This window comes from Bradyrhizobium sp. WCU1 (assembly GCF_053474805.1).
This window is the reverse complement of sequence record NZ_CM130280.1, coordinates 1,455,097-1,473,049: the sequence shown is the minus strand read 5'-3', so window position 1 is coordinate 1,473,049 and position 17,953 is coordinate 1,455,097. Positions and strand designations below refer to the sequence as shown.

Sequence of the window (17,953 nt, the reverse complement as noted above, 5' to 3'; positions counted from 1 at the left end):
GTTGATCTTGACACCGCCATATGATGCGACTGTCAAGAGGATCGGTAGTGGAATTCCGACAGCTTCTTCAGCTCTTCTTTGGATGCGCCGGGGAGAGTGACCTTGCTGCCGGTATCGTCGATGACGAGGCTTTCAACCGGGACTGCGACCAGATGGCCGCCTGCGCCGAGGAAGCCGCCGACCTGTAGAATCGCGAAGTTGAGTTGTTTCTTATCTTTGGCGGCAATCAAATCGTCCAGGCTTCCGATCTTCTCATTCTTGTCGTTGATGACGGTGCTGCCGATCAGCTTGCTCATGCGATAGCCCTGCGCGACGACACTTAAGTCGACCTTGACGAGAGCCACGCCAGCCTGCGGAAGTGCGGGGCTGATGCTGAGGACAGCCACTATTCCGGCAAGTGCCGCTAAGCCGGAATATCTCCTCCGCGTCGCTGCGTTCTGCCAGCACGGAGTGGCTGCGCTGCTGATGAGTTTCGAAAGGGGACGGGGGATGGTTGCTTCCATGTCTCGCTCCTATGACTGCTGGTAGCTTAGCGAGTACCCTCTTCGAACCAGGAGTGCGCTGACCATTGTCAATTCGCGGGTCGCTTAATCCGGCAGTGCGGGTGAACGCCTTGACTGTCCAACCGTCATGACCGCGCATTCGCGGCAGCCCGCGTCTGGATGTGGCTCAAGCGCCGTTACGTGTTTATACGTATGAAAATTTCCCAGATTTACATGGATGTACTGCTGATAGTTGATTGTCTGCGAACGGATCGTTCCTCCCGCCGAGAGTGCTTGAAGTAAGCGACTGAAGAAGGAAGGACAGAGAAATGAAGCCGATAATCCACCCAGCGGACTATTATCGAAGGATTCTCGCCGCACAGTCGCACGCGTTGAAGGGGCTCGATGGACCGGTTGCAATTATCAAGCTAAACCGTGACCAGCAGGTTCCGGAAGACAAGGGTAGCGCGGGACATTGGTACTACGTGATTGCCGGCGCCGTACGGCGGTCGACCATCCGCACCGACGGACGCCGGCAGATCCTGGACTTGATGCTGGTGCATGATTTCTTCTTTGTCGGGAAGAGCCAGAGAGAAGAGCCGATCGAGGCCATTACGGGAGAGACCGTGCTCGCGGGCTATTCGGGAGCGCGGCTCGAGAGCTTCGGCGAGCGCGATCGCCAGTTCGCAAGAGAGCTGAGAGACATCACCTTTCAATCGTTGGAACGGACCCGACAGCAACTTGTCGTCCTCGGGGGTGTTACGACGGCGGACAAGGTGAGTGCGTTCCTGCTGTTGCTTGAAAGGCGCTACGGAGATCAGCGGGGAAACATACGGCTTCCGATTACGCGGTATGATCTTGCCGAGTACCTCGCCGTGTCCGTCGAGACTGTATGCCGCGCGTTCTCAGACCTGCAGCAGCGCGGTATCATTGCCCTGATTGGGATTCGAACGGTCCGAATTGTGGATCGCGACGCACTGGAGCACCAAACTGGTAGAAAGTATCCGAACGCTGGTTCTGATACGATCGCTGCCTGAATGTGCTCCATCTGGGACGTGGACTTTTCTAACGCGCAGCCACAGCCCGATTGATGCAGGTTGAATCCTTGCGACTTGCTTTGCGGCGAGTTTAATGCGCGTGCCACCGCCCGCGCTGCGGCGGTGGATGCCTTAGGAATCGCCAAGATACAGCGTCCTTGGCCGATCGCCGCGACCGCGCGTCCGAAGGAACCAAAACGCAGGCGCACGAGGCCAATCAGCTTGCTCCGTATGGCGTCACGCAGCAGAACGGCGTCCTCGCGCTTCGGCGAAGAGCTTGATCATCTCTTTGTTGAATGCTGTCGGGATATCATCGGGCTTGCGGCTCGTGACCAGGCCTCTGTCCACAACCGCTTCCTGATCCACCCAATCCGCGCCGGCATTTTTCAGGTCGGTCCTGAGTGAAGGCCACGACGTCATACGACGTCCCCGTGCTGCGCCGGTCTCGATGATGGTCCATGGCCCGTGGCAGATCGAGGCGACCGGTTTGCCGGCATCGAAGAAGGCTTTTGCGAAGGCAACCGCCGCAGGCTCGATGCGAAGCGCGTCGGGATTGATGACGCCACCCGGCAGCAACAGCGCGTCGAAGTCTTCTGCTTTGGCCTGATTGAGGGGAACGTCCACCGGGAACGCGTCGCCCCACTCCGTGAACTTCCAGCCACGGACTTGCTGGTCTTTCGGCGACACGATGCTGGTTTTGGCGCCGGCTTGGTCGAGCGCCTTGCGCGGCTCCACCATTTCGACTTGCTCGAATCCATCCTCGATCAGAATCGCAACCTTCAGGCCGTCGAGTGTCTCACTTGCCATGATTCAAACTCCTATCGCTCACAGGCGTAGCGCTCGGCGCGCGTTCAGGCAGCCTTTTTCAACATATTGTGCGGATCGATAACGAACTTCTTGGGCGAGCCGTCGCTGAAGGTCTTGTAGGCCGCGGGAGCGTCTTCCAACGAGATAATCTCGGTGTTTGCCACTTTGCGCAGATACGGCATGCGGTCCCACAGGATCGCCATCATGAGATCGCGATTGTAGTGCATAACAGGCGCTTGGCCGGCGGTGAGTTTCGGTGACTTGATCCAGGCCTTGCTGAAGGCGAGCGGAAGTTCACCTTTTTTTGCCATGGCGGTCTTCGGCGCGGCGGGATCCAAATTGGTATAAATGCCCGGGATACCCATCGCGCCGCCGGCGCGGACGATGTCGAACAAAACATTGATGATCGCTTCCGAGTGCTCCTCCCGGTCTTCCTCGCCGTAACCGTGAGCTTCCAGGCCGACGCAGTCGACGCCCGCATCAACTTCACGCTCTCCAAGGATCGCCTCGATCTGATCGGGCACCGGCGTCGCGCTGGTCGTATCGACGGTCTCGTATCCGCATTCCTTCACGAGGTTCAACCGCTCCCGCAACCTGTCCGCTACGATGATGCACGACGCTCCGAGAAGACGGGCGCTGGCAGCGGCACAACGGCCGACCGGCCCGGCGCCTGCGATGTAGACGGTCGAGCCGGTCCTAACGCCGGCCTCGATGCAGCCATGATATCCGGTCGGCAGGATGTCGGAGAGCAAAGTGAGATCCAGGATCTTCGCCATCGCTTGGTCTCTGTCGGGGAATTTCAGCAAATTCCAGTCGGCATAGGGGACCAGCATGTAATCGGCCTGTCCGCCTTGCCAACCGCCGAGATTGAACCCATAAGCGCCACAGTCGACGATGTCGTTGACGTAAGAATTTTCACAAACATCGGTATGCCGCTCCTTGCAATTGCGGCAGCGGCCGCAGGAGACGTTGAAGGGAACTGATACCAGGTCTCCCTTCTTGATGAGTTCCACGTCGCGGCCGACCTCGACGACCTCACCGGTATTTTCATGACCCATGACCATGCCTTTCGGAGCCTCAAAGCGACCGTGATAGATGTGCTGGTCGCTGCCGCAGATGTTGGTCGACACCAGCTTGATGATCACGCCGTGTTCGATCTTTCTGCCGTGCGGATCCTCGAGCTTCGGATAGTCAATGGTTTTGACTTCGAGCTTCATGGGACCTTGAAATGTCAGAACGCGATTGCCGGCCATGGTTTGAGTCCTTTGCGTTGAACGGAAGTTTTGCAGCATGCCTGTCGGTTTTGCGCGCTCCTAGCGAGCAACAAATCGCTGCGGGTCGTTCGTGCGATCTCGGGGAGCGTTGGTTGCAGACAGCATACGGAAGTTTTTTTTGCGCGCCCTGACGTTCGTCAATAATTGCGAAAGCGAACTGGAAGGACTGCTTCGGGTTGCCGCCCAGTCCGCAGCGCGATGAAGACATCGTTCGGCTCGTTGACTGTTGAATGGAAAAGGAAGCTCCAATGCCTCTTTACTTCTTTCATTCGGAAGGTGCACCAAGTGCGCCTTGAGATGCTTCGAAGGGATGCTCACGCCGCCTCGGCGAGCGAGCCAGTCTGCTCCTCCTGGCGGGCGCGCAACTTAAAGGACAGAACGACCAGCGCAATGCCAAAGGCCATCGCGTAAGCTCCCATCCACCACGTAAGCACCACAGCCCCGATCAGCGGCATAGCGACCAGCAGCGCGCCATAAACCACGGACAACAGCCCGCCGAAAACCATCCACCAGCGGCCGTGATCAAGCTTGAGGCGAAAGCCAGCACTCATCATCAGCGCGCCCGAGACGATCGCCCAGGCGGCGACCATGAAGACAAAGGCAAACACCGTCAGGCCGGGCCAGATAAAGGCGGCAACGCCGAGGGCGATATTGAGAAGGCCTTCAAGTATCAACAGTCCCCATTGATCCTTCCGTCGCATCGCACGAACAGCGGATATGATTCCTGCTATGCCGTCGACCAACATGTAGGCCGAGAACAATAACACCAGCGAGAGCATGGTGGGACCAGGGAAGAGCAAAGCGAGCAACCCGAAGACAATTCCGAAGATGCCTCGCAACAGGAACAGCCACCAATTCTTGGCAAGCATCGCGGAGGCAGAGTCGATGTTAAAGTCAGCATTGCTGTTGAAGGTCGTGGTAGCCATGTCGAGCTCCAAGATAACCGCCGGTTTCCAGGTCGGGTCATAGTAGCGATCTGCCGCGAGCACGTGCCTTGACAGCTATCAAGCTTTGCTGGCTGTGAGACCATTCGAATGGCGAGGCTTTACGTTCGGTCCGTGCGGCGTTCCCGCAGCGCCCGAACCAGCCAAGGTGACGCCGCAGCGCGTGAAGCAGACGCCGCTGTGCCCATGTGGATCCAGGCCACCCCTTGGTCGGGAAGGATCTCAATCATGCGCCGTGAACTGTCAGCACGATTTTTCCAAGGACCTTGCCTGCCTCGAGACGTAAGTGCGCCTTGTGGGCGTCGGCCAGCGAATAACGCTCTGCGATCGGGACCTTGAGCTTCGCCGCCTGCACTGCGTCATTGAGGTGCTCGAATTCGCGGACCCCGGCAACGGCGTCATATCGAGTCAATGTGATACCGCGTCGCTTCCTTGGCGCTGGCTCGATGCCGTTTGGGTGAGCCACCTTTCCGTTTGGCCGAAGTGCATCGAGGCATTGCCCGAGCGCGTCGCCGCCGGCGAGAGCGAGCACGGTATCAACTCCCTTGGGCGCAAAGGCGCGCGCGCGATTGTCGATGTCGACCACCCGCTTGCCGTCGACGACCGCGTCAGCACCCATCTCTCGCACCAGTTCGACGCCCTCTATTCCGGAAGCCGTAGCAAATACGCGAGCGCCACGCAGCTTGGCAAATTGAACGGCCAGCGTGCCGACGCCGCCCGAGGCGCCATGAATGATGATTGTCTCACCCGCCCTTAAAGTCAGGGCATCGTCGATACCTTGCAGAGCCGTCAGACCTGTTGTCGCAATAGCTCCTGCGTGCTGAAGGTCCAGCCGTTTCGGGATCGGCGCCCCATTGTTGGCGGGTACTGCCACGTACTCGGCGTAGAAGCCGCCTTTCGGGTTCTGCCAGCTGTACGAATAGACCTCGTCGCCAACTTTCAGTCGGCGCACGCGAGAGCCGACAGCCACGACAATACCGGCGCCATCGACGCCCGGAACCATCGGGAAGTGTGGCTTGCGGCCGGCAAAGCGTCCGCGACGCACGTCGATATCCCATGGTCCGACTCCTGATGTATCGAGCGCAATCAAAACCTCGCCAGGATCAATCGTCGGAACCGGCAGCGCGTGCCCGATGAGTACGGCGGGTTCGCCAAAGCGATCCATGGCTGCTGCATACATCGTGCGAGGAATGCGACCTGAGTGAATTCCGGCAAGGGCGGCACGGCGGGGTCGGTCAAGCATGGGTTGGCTCCTTGACGGGCAACGACCAGCGGGCTGGGGCGAGCGACCAAGCAAGCGGCTCGTCGTACTGCCGGGTAGCAATTCATGCATGTCGTAACGGCCTTAAGTACCCATTATCAGCAGATTGGCGTCCAGCTTGCGGCATTCCTCGATCAGCACGCCGGCGGTCTCGAGCTAGCCGAGTTCGTTGTCCTGATCTGGCAGTCCAGTACCGTGGAGCGGCCGCCAGATGCCATGATGGTTGTCAAGCCAAGCTGGGCCAAAGTCTCAAGCGCAGCTGGGTGCGGGCCGCGGCTCGTGTCGCGATCGGTGCCTTCGTTGTGGATGCAAGGAGAAAGTCTGTCGATCACTTTCGTGGACGCCATCCGTGCAACTCTCGGGCTGCTCGGCCTGTTCTTCGGGCCGACGATCATGGTCGCTTTGCTGTCCATGCGGCGCGAGGGGGGCTGCGCCCCGCGCCGGCTGATCTTTCATGCGTGCGGAGAAAGAAAGGACCGCGCAGCTGTGTGCTGGCGGTCCAAGTCGAGGGAGGAAACCCGGGACGGGCTGCGACGGTGCGAAACCTCGCACTTGGATCATCGCAAAAGCCAAGGGGCCGTGCATTGACGATTCTCAATTGAAGCGCGGAAAAATGATGAGCGCGGCGTGCCATGGACGCCGAACATCTGCTGACAGCAGTCAAGGCGAAACAATATCTTCCCGCCATATGGTCCCGTTCGATCCCGATTGACAGCTCGGCCCGACAACGCGCGTCAGGCCAGCGAAGGGAAGAGAGCGAGGGCGATCATGTCGATTAGGGATGAACTCCACGAGACGAAGAGCCAATTCAGGTTGGTGTCACTTTATCAATGGTTTGAGCACGCTGTAGTGCTCTTCCTGACGTCCCTGATCGCGATCGTTGTGGTCGCGGCGGTTTGGACACTGAGCCTGAAGATATTGTTTGGGTTGGTGTTGGCCGGCAGTCTGGATCCGTCTGATTTCAGGGTATTCCAGGCCGTTTTCGGCATGATCTTTACCGTGATCATTGCGTTGGAGTTCAAGAAGTCCTTGCTGGTGGTGGCTGAACGTCGAGAGGCAGTGGTGCAGATCCGGTCCGTGATCGTGATCGCGCTGCTTGCCATCTGCCGAAAGGTCATCATTCTGGATCTGAACGAAACATATGCCTTACACACGCTGGCATTTGCGACCGTTATCCTCGCGCTCGGTGTGGTGTATTGGCTGGTACGCGACAGCGATTGCCGACAGGAAGAAGCAGCCTGAAGGAAGGAGCAACGTTGGCGCTATGGACTGCTGAGATAGACGGGCAGTTTTCCGAGAGCTGCCTGGCTGGCGCCTGGAAGCACAATCTCTCCACGTTGATCGTCGAGCTTGAGACCATGGAAGGGTATTGCGACGAGATGACCACCGGAGCCAACGAGATCGCTGACCGCGAGGACGGCGTAGATGTTGCCATCCTTACCAAATATGAAGTCGCTAATCCTTCCGATCATCTCGCCCTTGTCGCTGATCACAGGCTTTAGCTTGAGGGCCTCAGCCCGATAGCCTTTGGCGACCTCCTTCGACTCCATGGGCGTCAGGGCGATTTCCTGACCTGCGGCTCGGCCAAGTCCTTGAACAAGGGTTGCCAGAACAAGGGCGATCGCGGCGAGAAAGGGACGAATACGGTTCATGAATATCGGCTCCTGGTCGGAAAGAGCGGAGACGCTCGTTGCCGAGAAACCCTTAGCGGATATCGAGGAGGCTTTCCTACAAATGTTCTCGCCCGATCCGGCATCGCCGCCATTTTGGGGCCTCGACATCCGATCTCGCTAACGTCAGCAGCCAACGGCTGCATTGACGATTGTCACGGCGCCACTGCAAATTGTCAGCGGTCGCACTCGCGAAGTTCGCCCGATGCAATTGACGTTGGTGAATGCGATGTAATTTTCAGCTTCAAGTCGTGATCACTTGCATCCGGCGAGCCAGCACCTGGCATTCGCTTGGGGTAATGCCGTAAGTGGCTTTGAATTTCCGCCCGAAGTGAGTGAGATCACCGAATCCCCACCCATATGCTATTTCGCTCACAGTACGATGAGCCTGATCGGGATCCTCCAGAGCGTATCGGCACCGGGCCAGACGCCTCGCCAGCACCAGTTGCATTATGGACGTGTCTTGCGCTGACAAGAGTTCATTCGCATAGCGAACACTGATGCCGACCGCTTCAGCTATGTCCTGTGCATGCAGATTCGAATCGGTCAGCCTCGCCTCTATCGCCGTACGAATACGAGCAAGCAAAATCGCCTTTGATGACGAAACCCGAACACTTCCGCCCTCAAGAGTTCGGGCGATGGACAAGGCAATCAGGTCCACCGCGTGATTGCCCACCATCTCCTCCGTGACAGACGCCATCTTCGCGGCGAGAGAGGGCAGCATCCCAGTGAGCGTCAGGGTCAGGCTGTCATCGACCCGGATCGGACGGACGAGACGGGCGACAAGTTCCCGATTTCGACCAAGGCGGGCTCGCAACTCGAGCCGCGGCACCTTCAAAACGAGCGTCTTCGAGCCATCAAAGAACCTGCAGTCATATGGAAGCAATGGATCGATCAGCGTGAGGTTTCCCGCGCTCAAAGTCACTTCGCGTGCATTTTGTGCGATCAAGACGGAACCGGAGACCTGGTAACACACGAATAGTTGGTCGGAACGCGCGCGAGTCGCTTGCGCGAGGGTGTGGCTTACCTGCATAGGAGAATTGCGAAACTGGACAAGTTCCAGATTGCCCAAGCCGCCAACCTCAATTGAGGCCCCAAAGTTCAACCGATCCGCGGGGATCGTCTCGTGCTCCACGATCCGTTGGCAAGCGACGCTATGCCAATAGTCAAATCGGTCGCGAGCATGCACCTGATCGGTTGTGAAAACTGTCCGCAAGTAACGATCCCTTTACCGTCGTTTGGCCGAGCAATGGCGCTCATTCGACCGAGCGCCCCCCGAGGAGGGGCTTATGCTCAGTCTTGTTCGAAAATTCCCAGGAATGCGTCCGCCTTAGCCAACTGTCGAAGAAATAGCGACTCAAAAGTCCCGTCGAATATCCATAAAACGACTTGCGCCGTGCAACGATGCTGAACACGTCCGGACACGAAAAGAAGCCTCCGTCGATAGCTCCAAGGCAATCGACCGGATCTGATCCTGCGAAAGGCCGACCTCAGACGTTAGGCTTTCCAGCACTTCGCGCCAAACCGAAAAGGGTCACGTTCACTGATCCGTTGGATGCGCGGTGCGTCGCCCTTGACGAGTCATGGTCGACCGATTGCCAAGTTCTAAGCGTGTGGGATGGCGGAGCGCGCTTGTTGGTCCGAGATCCGCAAGACCTGACCAGATTCTTTCTGATTTTCGCGTCGGGCCCGAAGCCGGTATTTCGACGATGCAGGCGGGTCTGGGTCCGCGGCAACAAACTTGAAGTCAACTATGAACGGCAGCAGCCTTGCTTCGCACTGGAAAGGAATCCGCTCGATGAAGCACCCGCGCGATTTCTCGATTGATGAAATCCTGGCCTCGAACTGGGACAAGCGGCTCGCGCACGACATTGCGGCCGAATTGGAACTCGCCTCAGGTGAACCACGCACCAGCATTCCGGAGATCCGGCGGTTTTTCGCGATCAGGTCGTGCCGGAATCTTTTGGGTCGGCTCGAAAGCGCACGGAACGGCAAATCGTCGTTTTCGGCGCTCAGGGCAGTCGCCACTGAAATGCGCCGGTTTGCGGTCGAGCACCCTGCACTGGCTGCAACGACTTTTCGCGCACCTGTAACCGAATGTCCGGAATGGCATCGAGCTTATCAGGAGGTCCACGAGTTCATGATCGCGGTGTTCGCTGAATGCAATCTCAGCGGCCGGAAAGGCGATGTCGCCTTGCAAATTCTCCGATGTCTGGTCCGCGGCTTTGCCCTGCACGAATTCATGGATGCGTTCTTACATACATTTTCTTACGATGAAGCATACGAGCTGGCGCTGGATATTTTTATTGCGGGTCTGCGTGTCAGCGAGACAGGCCGGCTCTGAGTTGGGTTTACGACATGGTGTGTCCGCGGTGACGAGCGATCCGAGGATCTAGTGAGCCCTTCGTCCGTTTCAATCTCCGAAAGTTGGCGGCAGCGCGCAGAGCGTACGCGGTCCCCCATCCAACGGAGCTAACGATCACCTCCGCCGAGTGTCCAGCCAAACGAGTGGCACCGGCTCTCCCGCGAGGGCTCTTCGGCTCGGGGAACCGCTGCGATTGCGCGATCGTCTCGCCCACCATGCCAAGCGTTTCCTCGACCACTCTCTCGACGATTGCTATCCAAGGCTCGTTAACTTGTCCTCGATGGTGCGGGCCACCACCGCCGCAAACAGCGCTTCTTTGCCGGCAAGTGGCCGTAGATCATCGAGTTACTTTCAAGTTCATCGAGAGCGTGCTCTGGTTCTTCGATGGCCTGGAATCCTCAATGACCTGCGCGAAAATGTCGCCACTGTTCGTCTGGCGACGCGCCACCACAAGCTCCGCAGCGATAGCAGGGGAGGCGCTAATCCGGGATGGCTGTTGGCTGTCTATTTGTGGTTCCACCCGATCGGTAGTTCACCAGCTTTTTATCCCTCGCCGAGCAAGGCTCGCTAAACGGGATGATTGTGCAAACGCGCGTTGAAATCATTGAATAAACAAGCAGGTTTTGATTCCGCCATTCGGAGGTTCGATCCCTCCCGCCCCAGCCAGTAATTGAGTCGTTGATTTTGATAGAAAAATAGATTCGCCCCGGTCCAGGCCCGTGCGGCCGTTGAGGACAGGGACCGGCTTGCGCACAAGGAATGCGGCGTTGGCTCCAAGTCGACCCGTGCTCGGCATCGAGTCGCGCCGCCGCGCGAGGTTGAGCGATGTTCAAATCATGCCGGATTCGCCGCAGACGAAAAATATCCTCGGCCGTCGCTCTGTGGCGCGCAGGCGAAAATGCTTGACATGGAGGCCGGCGAAGACCGGCTCGAGAGTGCGGGCGTGTCGTCAGATCATCTGCGCCGTCACGACGCAGCTCTCACCGCCGACACTGCTCGACGTTGAGGCGAAATTCGGATCGACACGCGAGAAATTTTTTGCACGTTAGCCCGGCGTGAATCGTCGCACCTCACCAAGCGATCGGATATTTGCGCGAAGTCGCATCAGCTCTTCTCGCATCACGCAAAACGCAAGCGCTACGAAACGATCAACTGCGCACGTTCGACACTGCGCAGTCATTCGCGCAACGCAGTGCGGACAAGACAATTACAACGGGAAACGCCACAAAACTGCAATGGCGCGATGCTAACGTCCGCTGCCTGCCACGCGGCAGTTGCAATGAATGTCCGCAGTGCGTTCGCCCCCATGTTTCGCTCATCCTATCGACAGCTCGTTCTGACGGCGATGGCGGCGATACTCTCGTCTCGCGCCGATGCGGCTGAATTCACCATCGTCAATGCCTCCAACACGCCGCTGCAGCATCTCTACATTTCGCCGTGTGGAGCGGGGCAGTGGGGGCCGGATCAATTTACCGAGGCGTTGCCGCCGTCGCGATTGCACACGGTCTCGCGCATCGTGCCGGGCTGCTACGATATCCAGTTCGTGGTTGCTCCCTGGAATAACTGCGTCATTGCCGGGGCGGCGCTCCGACGCAACGAAATCTGGAAAGTCACGCAGTGGATGGTGTTCGGTTCACAGGGCGGCGATTGTTCGCATGTCGCCGGCTACGTTCCCTCGCGTCGACGCGCATGGGTCTGGCAACCGCCTTCAGGCTCGGACATGAAGAGGGAGTGACGTGGCAAAAGTGCTGGTGACCGGCGGGGCCGGATTTCTTGGCTCACATCTGTGCGAGCGGCTCGTCGAGCAGGGCCACGATGTGCTCTGCGTCGACAATTACTTCACCGGCAGCCGGGCCAACATTGCGCATCTGGTCGGCAATCCCCGGTTCGAGGTCATGCGCCACGACGTCACGTTCCCGCTCTATGTCGAGGTGGACCAGATCTACAATCTGGCGTGTCCGGCTTCGCCGATTCATTACCAGTTCGATCCGGTGCAGACCACCAAGACCAGCGTTCACGGCGCCATCAACATGCTTGGTCTTGCCAAGCGCGTGAAGGCAAAGATCCTCCAGGCGTCGACCTCGGAGGTCTATGGCGATCCGGAAATCCATCCGCAGGTCGAAGCCTATTGGGGACACGTCAATCCGATCGGACTGCGCTCCTGCTATGATGAAGGCAAGCGCTGTGCCGAGACGTTGTTCTTCGACTATTGGCGACAGCACGGCCTGCGGATCAAGGTCGTGCGGATATTCAACACCTACGGGCCCCGCATGCACCCCAATGATGGCCGGGTGGTGTCGAACTTCATCGTCCAGGCGCTCAGCGGCAATGATATCACCATCTACGGTGACGGCCGCCAGACCCGCAGCTTCTGCTACGTCGACGATCTGATCGAGGCGATGATCCGGGCGATGGACACGCCGAACGATTTCACCGGGCCAATCAATATCGGCAATCCCAGAGAGTTCACCATCCGCGAACTGGCCGAGCAGGTCATTGCAATGACCGGATCAAGAAGCAGACTGGTGTTCGCGCCGCTGCCGTCCGATGACCCCCGGCAAAGGCAGCCGGACATTTCGCTGGCGCGCGCGGTGCTCGGCTGGGAGCCGGCTATCGATCTCGGCCGTGGCCTCGAGCGAACGATCGGCTACTTCCGCGGCCAGTTGAAAGCGGCGGCCGAATAGCATCCGTCCGATTGGGACACCGTCGGTCAAGCCGTCCTGCGGCGCCAGAAGGCGTGCACCGTCAGATTGACCTTCAACACCAGATCGCCGGCGCTGCGTTCGGCCGATCCTCCGGGCTGCACTAGCAGTGCGTCGACGAACACATAGGGGGTGCCGCTTTCGAGCCGGTAGAGCAATGTCTGCAGCGCCGAAAGCGTGGCATTCAGGGAGATCTGCAGTCTGATGGCGTCGCTCTTGTCGTCGCGCTCGGCGGGAACGCCCGACGAGACCAGGACGGCATGCTCGCTTGTCACCAGTTCGGAGAGATAGGCCTGCAACTGCGCGGTGGCGAGGCCGCTGGTCGGCGCATCCAGGAAGGCCGCTGCTGGCGCTGCGAGGCGTTGGGTCTGTGCACCCTTGTTGGCAGCCGGCCGCGAATGTGCCTCCAGCGCCGCCAGCTCGTCGCGCTGTTCGGCGAGGTGTTGCAGAGCGTTGGAACGTGCCTGCAGCGCGCCGGCAATCGCGATCGCACAGAGCATCAGCAGCGCGCAGAAGCCGCCGACCGCGAAGACCTGCTCGCGGCTGATGTCGAACTTGAAGTTGAGCCTCGGCTTCGGCACGGTTCACTCTCCATCGATCCTGACATGCGGCTCGACGCGCGCCTCGATATGGAACACGAAGCGGCCGCCGTCGGCATTGCGCGTGGTCGGGGCAAAGAAATGCACATCCTTGAAATGCCCGGAGCGTTCGAGCGGCGCGATCAGCGACGGCGCATCGCCTGCCAGGCCTGTGATGCGCAGCGTCGAGCCGTCCATGTTCATCTCGGTGAGATAGGACGTATCGGGGAGGGCGCGGGACAGCGCTTCGACCACCACCACTGCAACCGGCGACGTCTCCTTCAGGGCGCGCGCCCGCTCGGCCGGCGCGAGCGAGGCGATGGCCGCTTTCGACGAGCTGCCCCTGATCTGGCGCTGCAGCGTCGCAACGCGCGGTCCGATTTCGTCGCTGTCGCCGTCCGCGGATGCCGCACTCATGAAGGCCCAGACGTTGACGACCAGCGTCAGACAGACCGCTCCGATCATCAGGCCGGCGACCATTCGGCGTGTCCGCGACAGGTTGCTGTCGGTCGCATGGGCCAGGCGCGACCACAGCGTGATCGCTCCGTCATCGCGGTCCTTGCCTGCAACGACGCGATCGACCCGCAGCCCCAGGGCACGGAGCTCACCGCATGCCTCGTCGAGCGTCGCGCGCGAGGTGGCGAGGACCTGCACATTGAGGATATTTGCGTCGGCGCCGGCGGCTACCTTGAAGCCGTAGGCGGCCTGGCTCGCCCGCCATGGAAACAGTCGCTCGATCTGATTGCGCACGATGCCCGCCAGAAGATCGCGCGCCTGTGCCGGAACGGTCATCGCGCGCGAAACAATATCGGGGGCGGGAAGCTCGAGAATGACGAACGATTTCTGCGCGGCGCGAACGATCTCGTCCGGCAGCGCGATGCCTGCAGACCCCGCCGCGGACGTCGATCTCGTCGATTTCTTCGCGTCTTCAAGAATCCATTCGCTGCCGACCCTGGTCACTTTCAACCAATGCCGGGCGCGGCGCCGCTCCTGCCAGCCGAGCCACAGCCGGGCGAGGATGTCGATCCAGCGTCGCATGATCACGTCGATGTTCATCAGGGCACCTCCAGCGATGCGACCGCACCTGGCGTTGCGAACCGCGATACCGGTGTCCAGGCCAGAACCCGGTACGGCTGCTTGTCGTCGGGGAGCAGCACGATGAACGCCTTGGCTCTCGCGGTGTATCCGCCGGTCGTGCCGGCGACGAGGTTCACCGCGACCACATGCGTCTGCGGCGCCTTCAGATATTTCTGCGCCGGTCCGAGCAGGAAGGAGAGCCGCTCGGGATCGACCAACGGAGAACTCCGCATGTCGAGGAAGGTGTCGAGACGCTCCGCATCGAACGACGGCAGGGCCCGCAGTACCGCCACCGGTGCGGTGAGCGGATCGACGCCGTCGCCGCCGAACACGGTGATCAGCGGTGCCATCGCGGCCATCCACTGCGGCTGCATGCCGGGAATACCGGCGATCTGCCCGATGTCGGTGAACGGTGCGGCAGCAGGCGTGGCCGCGGGCTGGTCCGGCTTGGCGGGCGCCGATGGCTTCGCCCTATCGTTCGGCCGCGGCTGCGCATCGTTCGGTCGTGCTTGCCCTGCAGACTCGCGTAGCGCGACGATCCGTTGCGCCAGGATGCCGGCATCGTCATCCTCGGCACCGACACTGCGCAGCAGTGACGCGAGCAGCTCGACCGGGGCCCTTCCGATGTCGATGCGGCCGCCTTCGTCGCTGACGGTCAGCTGGACCGATCCGGCTGCGAATGTCAGCGTGGAGCTGCGCTCGGTAAGCGGAGCATCTCGCGACGCCGCAACGATGCCGGCGGCGGCCTCGAGCCCTGCGGCCAGCAGCCCATCGGCTTGCACGCGCTCCCGGTCGATCCGAACGATGCCGGCGAGGCTGCGAAACGTCGTCGACGTGGCCATGGCGAGGAGGGCGCACAGCGCGATCGCCCAAAGCACGGCGAGCAGAACCATGCCGCGTTGGGCATGATGCTTGCTCATCGGCGTGCTCCCGGCGCCGGGCCCTTGACCGGTGTCTCCTTTGGCGATCCGGACTTGCCGGTGACGCAGTCGGCGTTGGCTCCGGGCTGAGCGCAGCCCATCGGGGCGTCGGCGCGCAACGTAAACTGAACGCCAGGCAACAGATCGGCGCCGCTCGCGCGATCCCGAACGGTCAGCCGCACCAACTGCGGCAGCAGCGGCTGTCCGGCCCATGTCGCGCTCCAGGACAAGGTCCCGTCCGGGCCAGGATTTCCGAACGCGAATGTGATGTCGACCTGGCCTTCGATCATGCGGACCGGGTCTTGCAGCGCGACGCCCGCGAACGGCGTGCGCTGTCCTTGCCATCGGGCCCGGCGCCGGACCAGACGATTGACACCGTCCGTCTCCTCGACCTGCAGGCTGACGACTTCCTCGCCCTGGCCACCACCCGCACTGCTTCCGGTGACGAACGTCATCCGGTTCGCGTCGCCGTCGAAGGCGGCCGTCGCGTCCGCGCCGTCCCCCTGTTTCACCTGCCGGGCCGACCCGATATCCGCCGCGAGGCGGTCGACCGCGAGCAGCAACTGATCGGTCTTTCCCACCAGGCCCGTCCTGCGATCGAAATTCAGCGCGACGTTGTTGATCAGCACCGCGGTTGCGGCAATCACCGCGGACCCGATCGCGAGCGCGGCAAGCACCTCGATCAGCGTGAAGCCACGCGACGCATGGACTACTCTGCGAGGTGGGGTGCTCATTCGTCAGCCTCAGGTCCGAGCCGCAACGTATCCGCGCTGACCATCTGTCCGGGCGCCCACGACACCGTCGCAACGAGATGGTACGCGATCCAGTTCGGCCGCTTCGTTGCCGCCTCCGCCTTCTTGTCCGGCGGGGTTGACGTCGGCGCGTCCCGCCGTACGGCGATGGCACCGACGAACATCGGCTCCGACGTGACCGACCAACGCAACCCGGCGGTCTCGCCGTCACGCGTTCCATTTGCGAGAATCGCACGATCGACCGGAGAATCCAGGATCGTGCGCAACAAGACCTGAGCTGCAATACGGCCGTCGATCTTGTCCGCGATCCTGCGTGCGTAAAAAAGATGCGGGCCGAGCACCGATACGAACGCCAGGAGCAGCGCCATTGCGACCAGCGCCTCGATCAAGGTGAACCCTGCCTCAGCTGCGCGAGGTTCAGGGCAGATCGACCGCAACGCGGCCGTTGTACCAGTTGACGTCCACCTCATAGCGCACATTCTCCCAGGAGAACTTCAGCACCGAGCCGGTCGAGGCGCCGTCCGGCTCGAACCGCACGACCGCCTGCCGTCCCGACCAGAGCTCGTTGACGCCAATCACATCGACCCGGACGTCGCGGGGGATCGCGATCGTACCGGCCTGCGCGACGATCGTGCGCGTATTGCCGTCGAGCGACACGCGGCGGCTCTGCCCGGTGAGAATCGCCGCAAGTCGCTCGCGTCGCAGCAGCGCTACGGTTTGCAGCGTCAGCGCCTTCAGGCTGCCGCGCCCGGTGCCCGGAACGGTCGCCACCACCAGCGATGCCAACATCGCGATGATCAGCATCACCGCCATCATCTCGATCAGGGTGGAGCCCGCCATCGAACCGCTGATTGTCGTGCGCGCCATCGGCCATCCCTACATCGCAAGCTCGGTGATGCTGAGCAGCGCGCTCATGATCGATACCACCAGAGTTCCGATGCCGATGCTGACCGCGATGATGGTGATCGGTCCGATCGCGCCCATCAGCCGGTCGAGGCCGATGGCGAGCCGCTGCTCGTAGAGATCTGCGGCGTGCTGTGCGATTGCCGACAGATCTCCGGTCTCGTCACCGACCCGGAGCATGCGGACCGCAAGCGGCGGCACCAGGTCGCTCTCGGACAGCGCCTCGATGAAACGCCGGCCGTTGCGCACCTGCTCATGCACCTGCTCGACCGCCGCGGCGTAGCGGGGCTCCGTCATGATATCGCGCAGGATCTTCAGCGCGGTCGGCAATGCGACGCCGTTCTCGACCAGCAGTCCGAGCGTGCCGATGAAACGGGCGGTGCGGCGATCGTGCATCGGGCCGGATATGCCGGGGATGGTCGCGAGCAGCGCCATCAGCGATGCGCGCGCGGCCGGCTGGCGCAGCATCAGCCAGCCGAGCAACAGCACCGCGCCGCAGCCGCCAAGGAACGTGTCGAGATGGGCGCGCAGCCAGGTCGACATCGTGAGCGCAAACGCCGCGCCGGAATTGAGACGTCCGCGCAGCTCGGTGAACACCGATTCGAACTGCGGCACGACATAGAGCAGGAAGAAGGACAGGATGACGAGTGCCGACCCGACCAGGAACATGGGATAGCGGACCGCCGAGGTGATCCGTTGCGACAGCTGCTCGCGCCGCGTCCGGTCCTCGACGATCGCCCGCAGCACCACTTCCAGCTTGCCGGACGCTTCGCCGGCGCGCACCATCGCGATGTAGATCTGTTCGATGATCTGGTTGTGGCGCTCCAGTGCCTCGGCGAAGCCGTCGCCGCCGGAGACCGCTGAACGCAGCCCTCCGGCAAAACGGGCCACCGCCTTGTTGGTGTCTTCCTCCAGGGTCTGGAGCGCCGCTTCCAGCGTCAGTCCAGAGCGAAGCAGCAAGGCCAGCAGGCGGAGGAATGTGGTGAGCTCGCGTGGCCGGGGCAGGCTCCCGCTTGAAACACCGGCGCGCAGTGCGCTGCGGCCCGCGACCTCGGCCTCGACCGGCAGGTGGCCGAGATACTCGATCCGCCGCAGCACCTCCTCGCGCGACGGCGCGTCGACGTCGCCGAGAATGATCTCGCCGGCCTTGGTCAACGCGCGGTAGCGATAGTGCGGCATGA

20 protein-coding genes are annotated in these 17,953 nt (G+C 61.1%); 6 read left to right on the top strand and 14 right to left on the bottom strand.

All coding sequences use genetic code 11. The annotated features are described in order from the left end of the window. Window positions 1–32 precede the first annotated feature (32 nt). The gene (locus ACTUWL_RS06585; protein ID WP_021077516.1) at window positions 33–503 is read right to left on the bottom strand and encodes a PRC-barrel domain-containing protein; all 471 of its coding nucleotides are present in this window, start codon (window positions 501–503) and stop codon (window positions 33–35) included. Window positions 504–811: 308 nt separating this feature from the next. Here ACTUWL_RS06585 and ACTUWL_RS06580 point away from each other — a divergent pair, with 308 nt between their 5' ends. Next, complete coding sequence (locus ACTUWL_RS06580) at window positions 812–1,519, top strand: helix-turn-helix domain-containing protein (RefSeq protein WP_021077515.1); 708 nt, start codon at window positions 812–814, stop codon at window positions 1,517–1,519. Window positions 1,520–1,756: 237 nt separating this feature from the next. On the opposite strand, the gene ACTUWL_RS06575 is transcribed toward ACTUWL_RS06580, so the two are convergent. From ACTUWL_RS06575 to ACTUWL_RS06560, 4 genes are all read right to left on the bottom strand, one after another. Continuing rightward, window positions 1,757–2,326 (bottom strand): type 1 glutamine amidotransferase domain-containing protein, encoded by a 570-nt coding sequence (locus ACTUWL_RS06575; protein WP_021077514.1) that lies wholly within the window; start codon window positions 2,324–2,326, stop codon window positions 1,757–1,759. A 44-nt stretch (window positions 2,327–2,370) separates the two neighbouring features. Beyond that, window positions 2,371–3,579 carry an alcohol dehydrogenase catalytic domain-containing protein gene (locus ACTUWL_RS06570; RefSeq protein WP_021077513.1) on the bottom strand — a complete coding sequence of 403 codons (1,209 nt, stop codon included), beginning with the start codon at window positions 3,577–3,579 and terminating at the stop codon, window positions 2,371–2,373. Window positions 3,580–3,914: 335 nt separating this feature from the next. Then, entirely contained in the window at window positions 3,915–4,526 is a 612-nt protein-coding gene (locus ACTUWL_RS06565; RefSeq protein WP_021077512.1) for an HdeD family acid-resistance protein, read from the bottom strand. 244 nt (window positions 4,527–4,770) lie between these two features. Beyond that, window positions 4,771–5,787, bottom strand: a complete 1,017-nt coding sequence (locus tag ACTUWL_RS06560) for a quinone oxidoreductase family protein (protein WP_021077511.1) — start codon at window positions 5,785–5,787, stop codon at window positions 4,771–4,773. Between the two features lie 84 nt (window positions 5,788–5,871). Between ACTUWL_RS06560 and ACTUWL_RS06555 the strand changes: the two genes are divergently transcribed. Together ACTUWL_RS06555 and ACTUWL_RS06550 are read left to right on the top strand one after the other, a co-directional pair. After that, window positions 5,872–6,393, top strand: coding sequence for a hypothetical protein (locus ACTUWL_RS06555; protein ID WP_035650430.1), 522 nt, complete (start codon window positions 5,872–5,874; stop codon window positions 6,391–6,393). Window positions 6,394–6,573: 180 nt separating this feature from the next. Next, complete coding sequence (locus tag ACTUWL_RS06550; RefSeq protein ID WP_021077510.1) at window positions 6,574–7,047, top strand: phosphate-starvation-inducible PsiE family protein; 474 nt, start codon at window positions 6,574–6,576, stop codon at window positions 7,045–7,047. Between the two features lie 20 nt (window positions 7,048–7,067). Here the strand turns inward: ACTUWL_RS06550 and ACTUWL_RS06545 are convergent, their stop codons facing one another. After that, window positions 7,068–7,457, bottom strand: a complete 390-nt coding sequence (locus tag ACTUWL_RS06545) for a PRC-barrel domain-containing protein (RefSeq protein ID WP_021077509.1) — start codon at window positions 7,455–7,457, stop codon at window positions 7,068–7,070. Between the two features lie 262 nt (window positions 7,458–7,719). Then, window positions 7,720–8,691, bottom strand: coding sequence for an AraC-like ligand-binding domain-containing protein (locus tag ACTUWL_RS06540; RefSeq protein ID WP_035650426.1), 972 nt, complete (start codon window positions 8,689–8,691; stop codon window positions 7,720–7,722). A gap of 537 nt (window positions 8,692–9,228) precedes the next feature. Here ACTUWL_RS06540 and ACTUWL_RS06535 point away from each other — a divergent pair. The 3 genes from ACTUWL_RS06535 (at window position 9,229) to ACTUWL_RS06525 (ending at window position 12,524) form a co-directional block, all read left to right on the top strand. After that, a complete protein-coding gene (locus tag ACTUWL_RS06535) occupies window positions 9,229–9,819 on the top strand; it encodes a TetR-like C-terminal domain-containing protein (RefSeq protein WP_106940327.1) in 591 nt (196 codons plus the stop codon). A 1,300-nt stretch (window positions 9,820–11,119) separates the two neighbouring features. Then, complete coding sequence (locus ACTUWL_RS06530) at window positions 11,120–11,575, top strand: hypothetical protein (RefSeq protein ID WP_146160379.1); 456 nt, start codon at window positions 11,120–11,122, stop codon at window positions 11,573–11,575. 1 nt (window position 11,576) lies between these two features. Further along, the gene (locus ACTUWL_RS06525; protein ID WP_021077505.1) at window positions 11,577–12,524 is read left to right on the top strand and encodes a UDP-glucuronic acid decarboxylase family protein; all 948 of its coding nucleotides are present in this window, start codon (window positions 11,577–11,579) and stop codon (window positions 12,522–12,524) included. 26 nt (window positions 12,525–12,550) lie between these two features. Here the strand turns inward: ACTUWL_RS06525 and gspM are convergent, their stop codons facing one another. Genes gspM through ACTUWL_RS06490 form a run of 7 tightly spaced genes read right to left on the bottom strand, consistent with a single transcriptional unit; the run spans window position 12,551 to window position 17,951 of the window. After that, on the bottom strand, window positions 12,551–13,123 hold the full coding sequence (gspM, locus tag ACTUWL_RS06520; RefSeq protein ID WP_021077504.1) for a type II secretion system protein GspM: 573 nt from the start codon (window positions 13,121–13,123) through the stop codon (window positions 12,551–12,553). Window positions 13,124–13,126: 3 nt separating this feature from the next. Continuing rightward, window positions 13,127–14,176, bottom strand: coding sequence for a PilN domain-containing protein (locus ACTUWL_RS06515; protein ID WP_021077503.1), 1,050 nt, complete (start codon window positions 14,174–14,176; stop codon window positions 13,127–13,129). Then, window positions 14,176–15,117, bottom strand: coding sequence for a type II secretion system protein GspK (locus ACTUWL_RS06510; RefSeq protein ID WP_021077502.1), 942 nt, complete (start codon window positions 15,115–15,117; stop codon window positions 14,176–14,178). Before ACTUWL_RS06510 ends, ACTUWL_RS06515 begins: the two co-directional genes overlap by 1 nt. After that, window positions 15,114–15,851, bottom strand: a complete 738-nt coding sequence (locus ACTUWL_RS06505; protein WP_021077501.1) for a PulJ/GspJ family protein — start codon at window positions 15,849–15,851, stop codon at window positions 15,114–15,116. The genes ACTUWL_RS06510 and ACTUWL_RS06505 overlap by 4 nt, the downstream gene beginning before the upstream one ends. Beyond that, complete coding sequence (locus ACTUWL_RS06500) at window positions 15,848–16,258, bottom strand: hypothetical protein (protein WP_035650418.1); 411 nt, start codon at window positions 16,256–16,258, stop codon at window positions 15,848–15,850. Before ACTUWL_RS06500 ends, ACTUWL_RS06505 begins: the two co-directional genes overlap by 4 nt. Window positions 16,259–16,286: 28 nt before the next feature. Continuing rightward, window positions 16,287–16,736, bottom strand: a complete 450-nt coding sequence (locus ACTUWL_RS06495; RefSeq protein ID WP_021077499.1) for a prepilin-type N-terminal cleavage/methylation domain-containing protein — start codon at window positions 16,734–16,736, stop codon at window positions 16,287–16,289. Window positions 16,737–16,745: 9 nt separating this feature from the next. Then, window positions 16,746–17,951, bottom strand: a complete 1,206-nt coding sequence (locus ACTUWL_RS06490; protein ID WP_021077498.1) for a type II secretion system F family protein — start codon at window positions 17,949–17,951, stop codon at window positions 16,746–16,748. Between the last annotated feature and the right edge of the window lie 2 nt (window positions 17,952–17,953).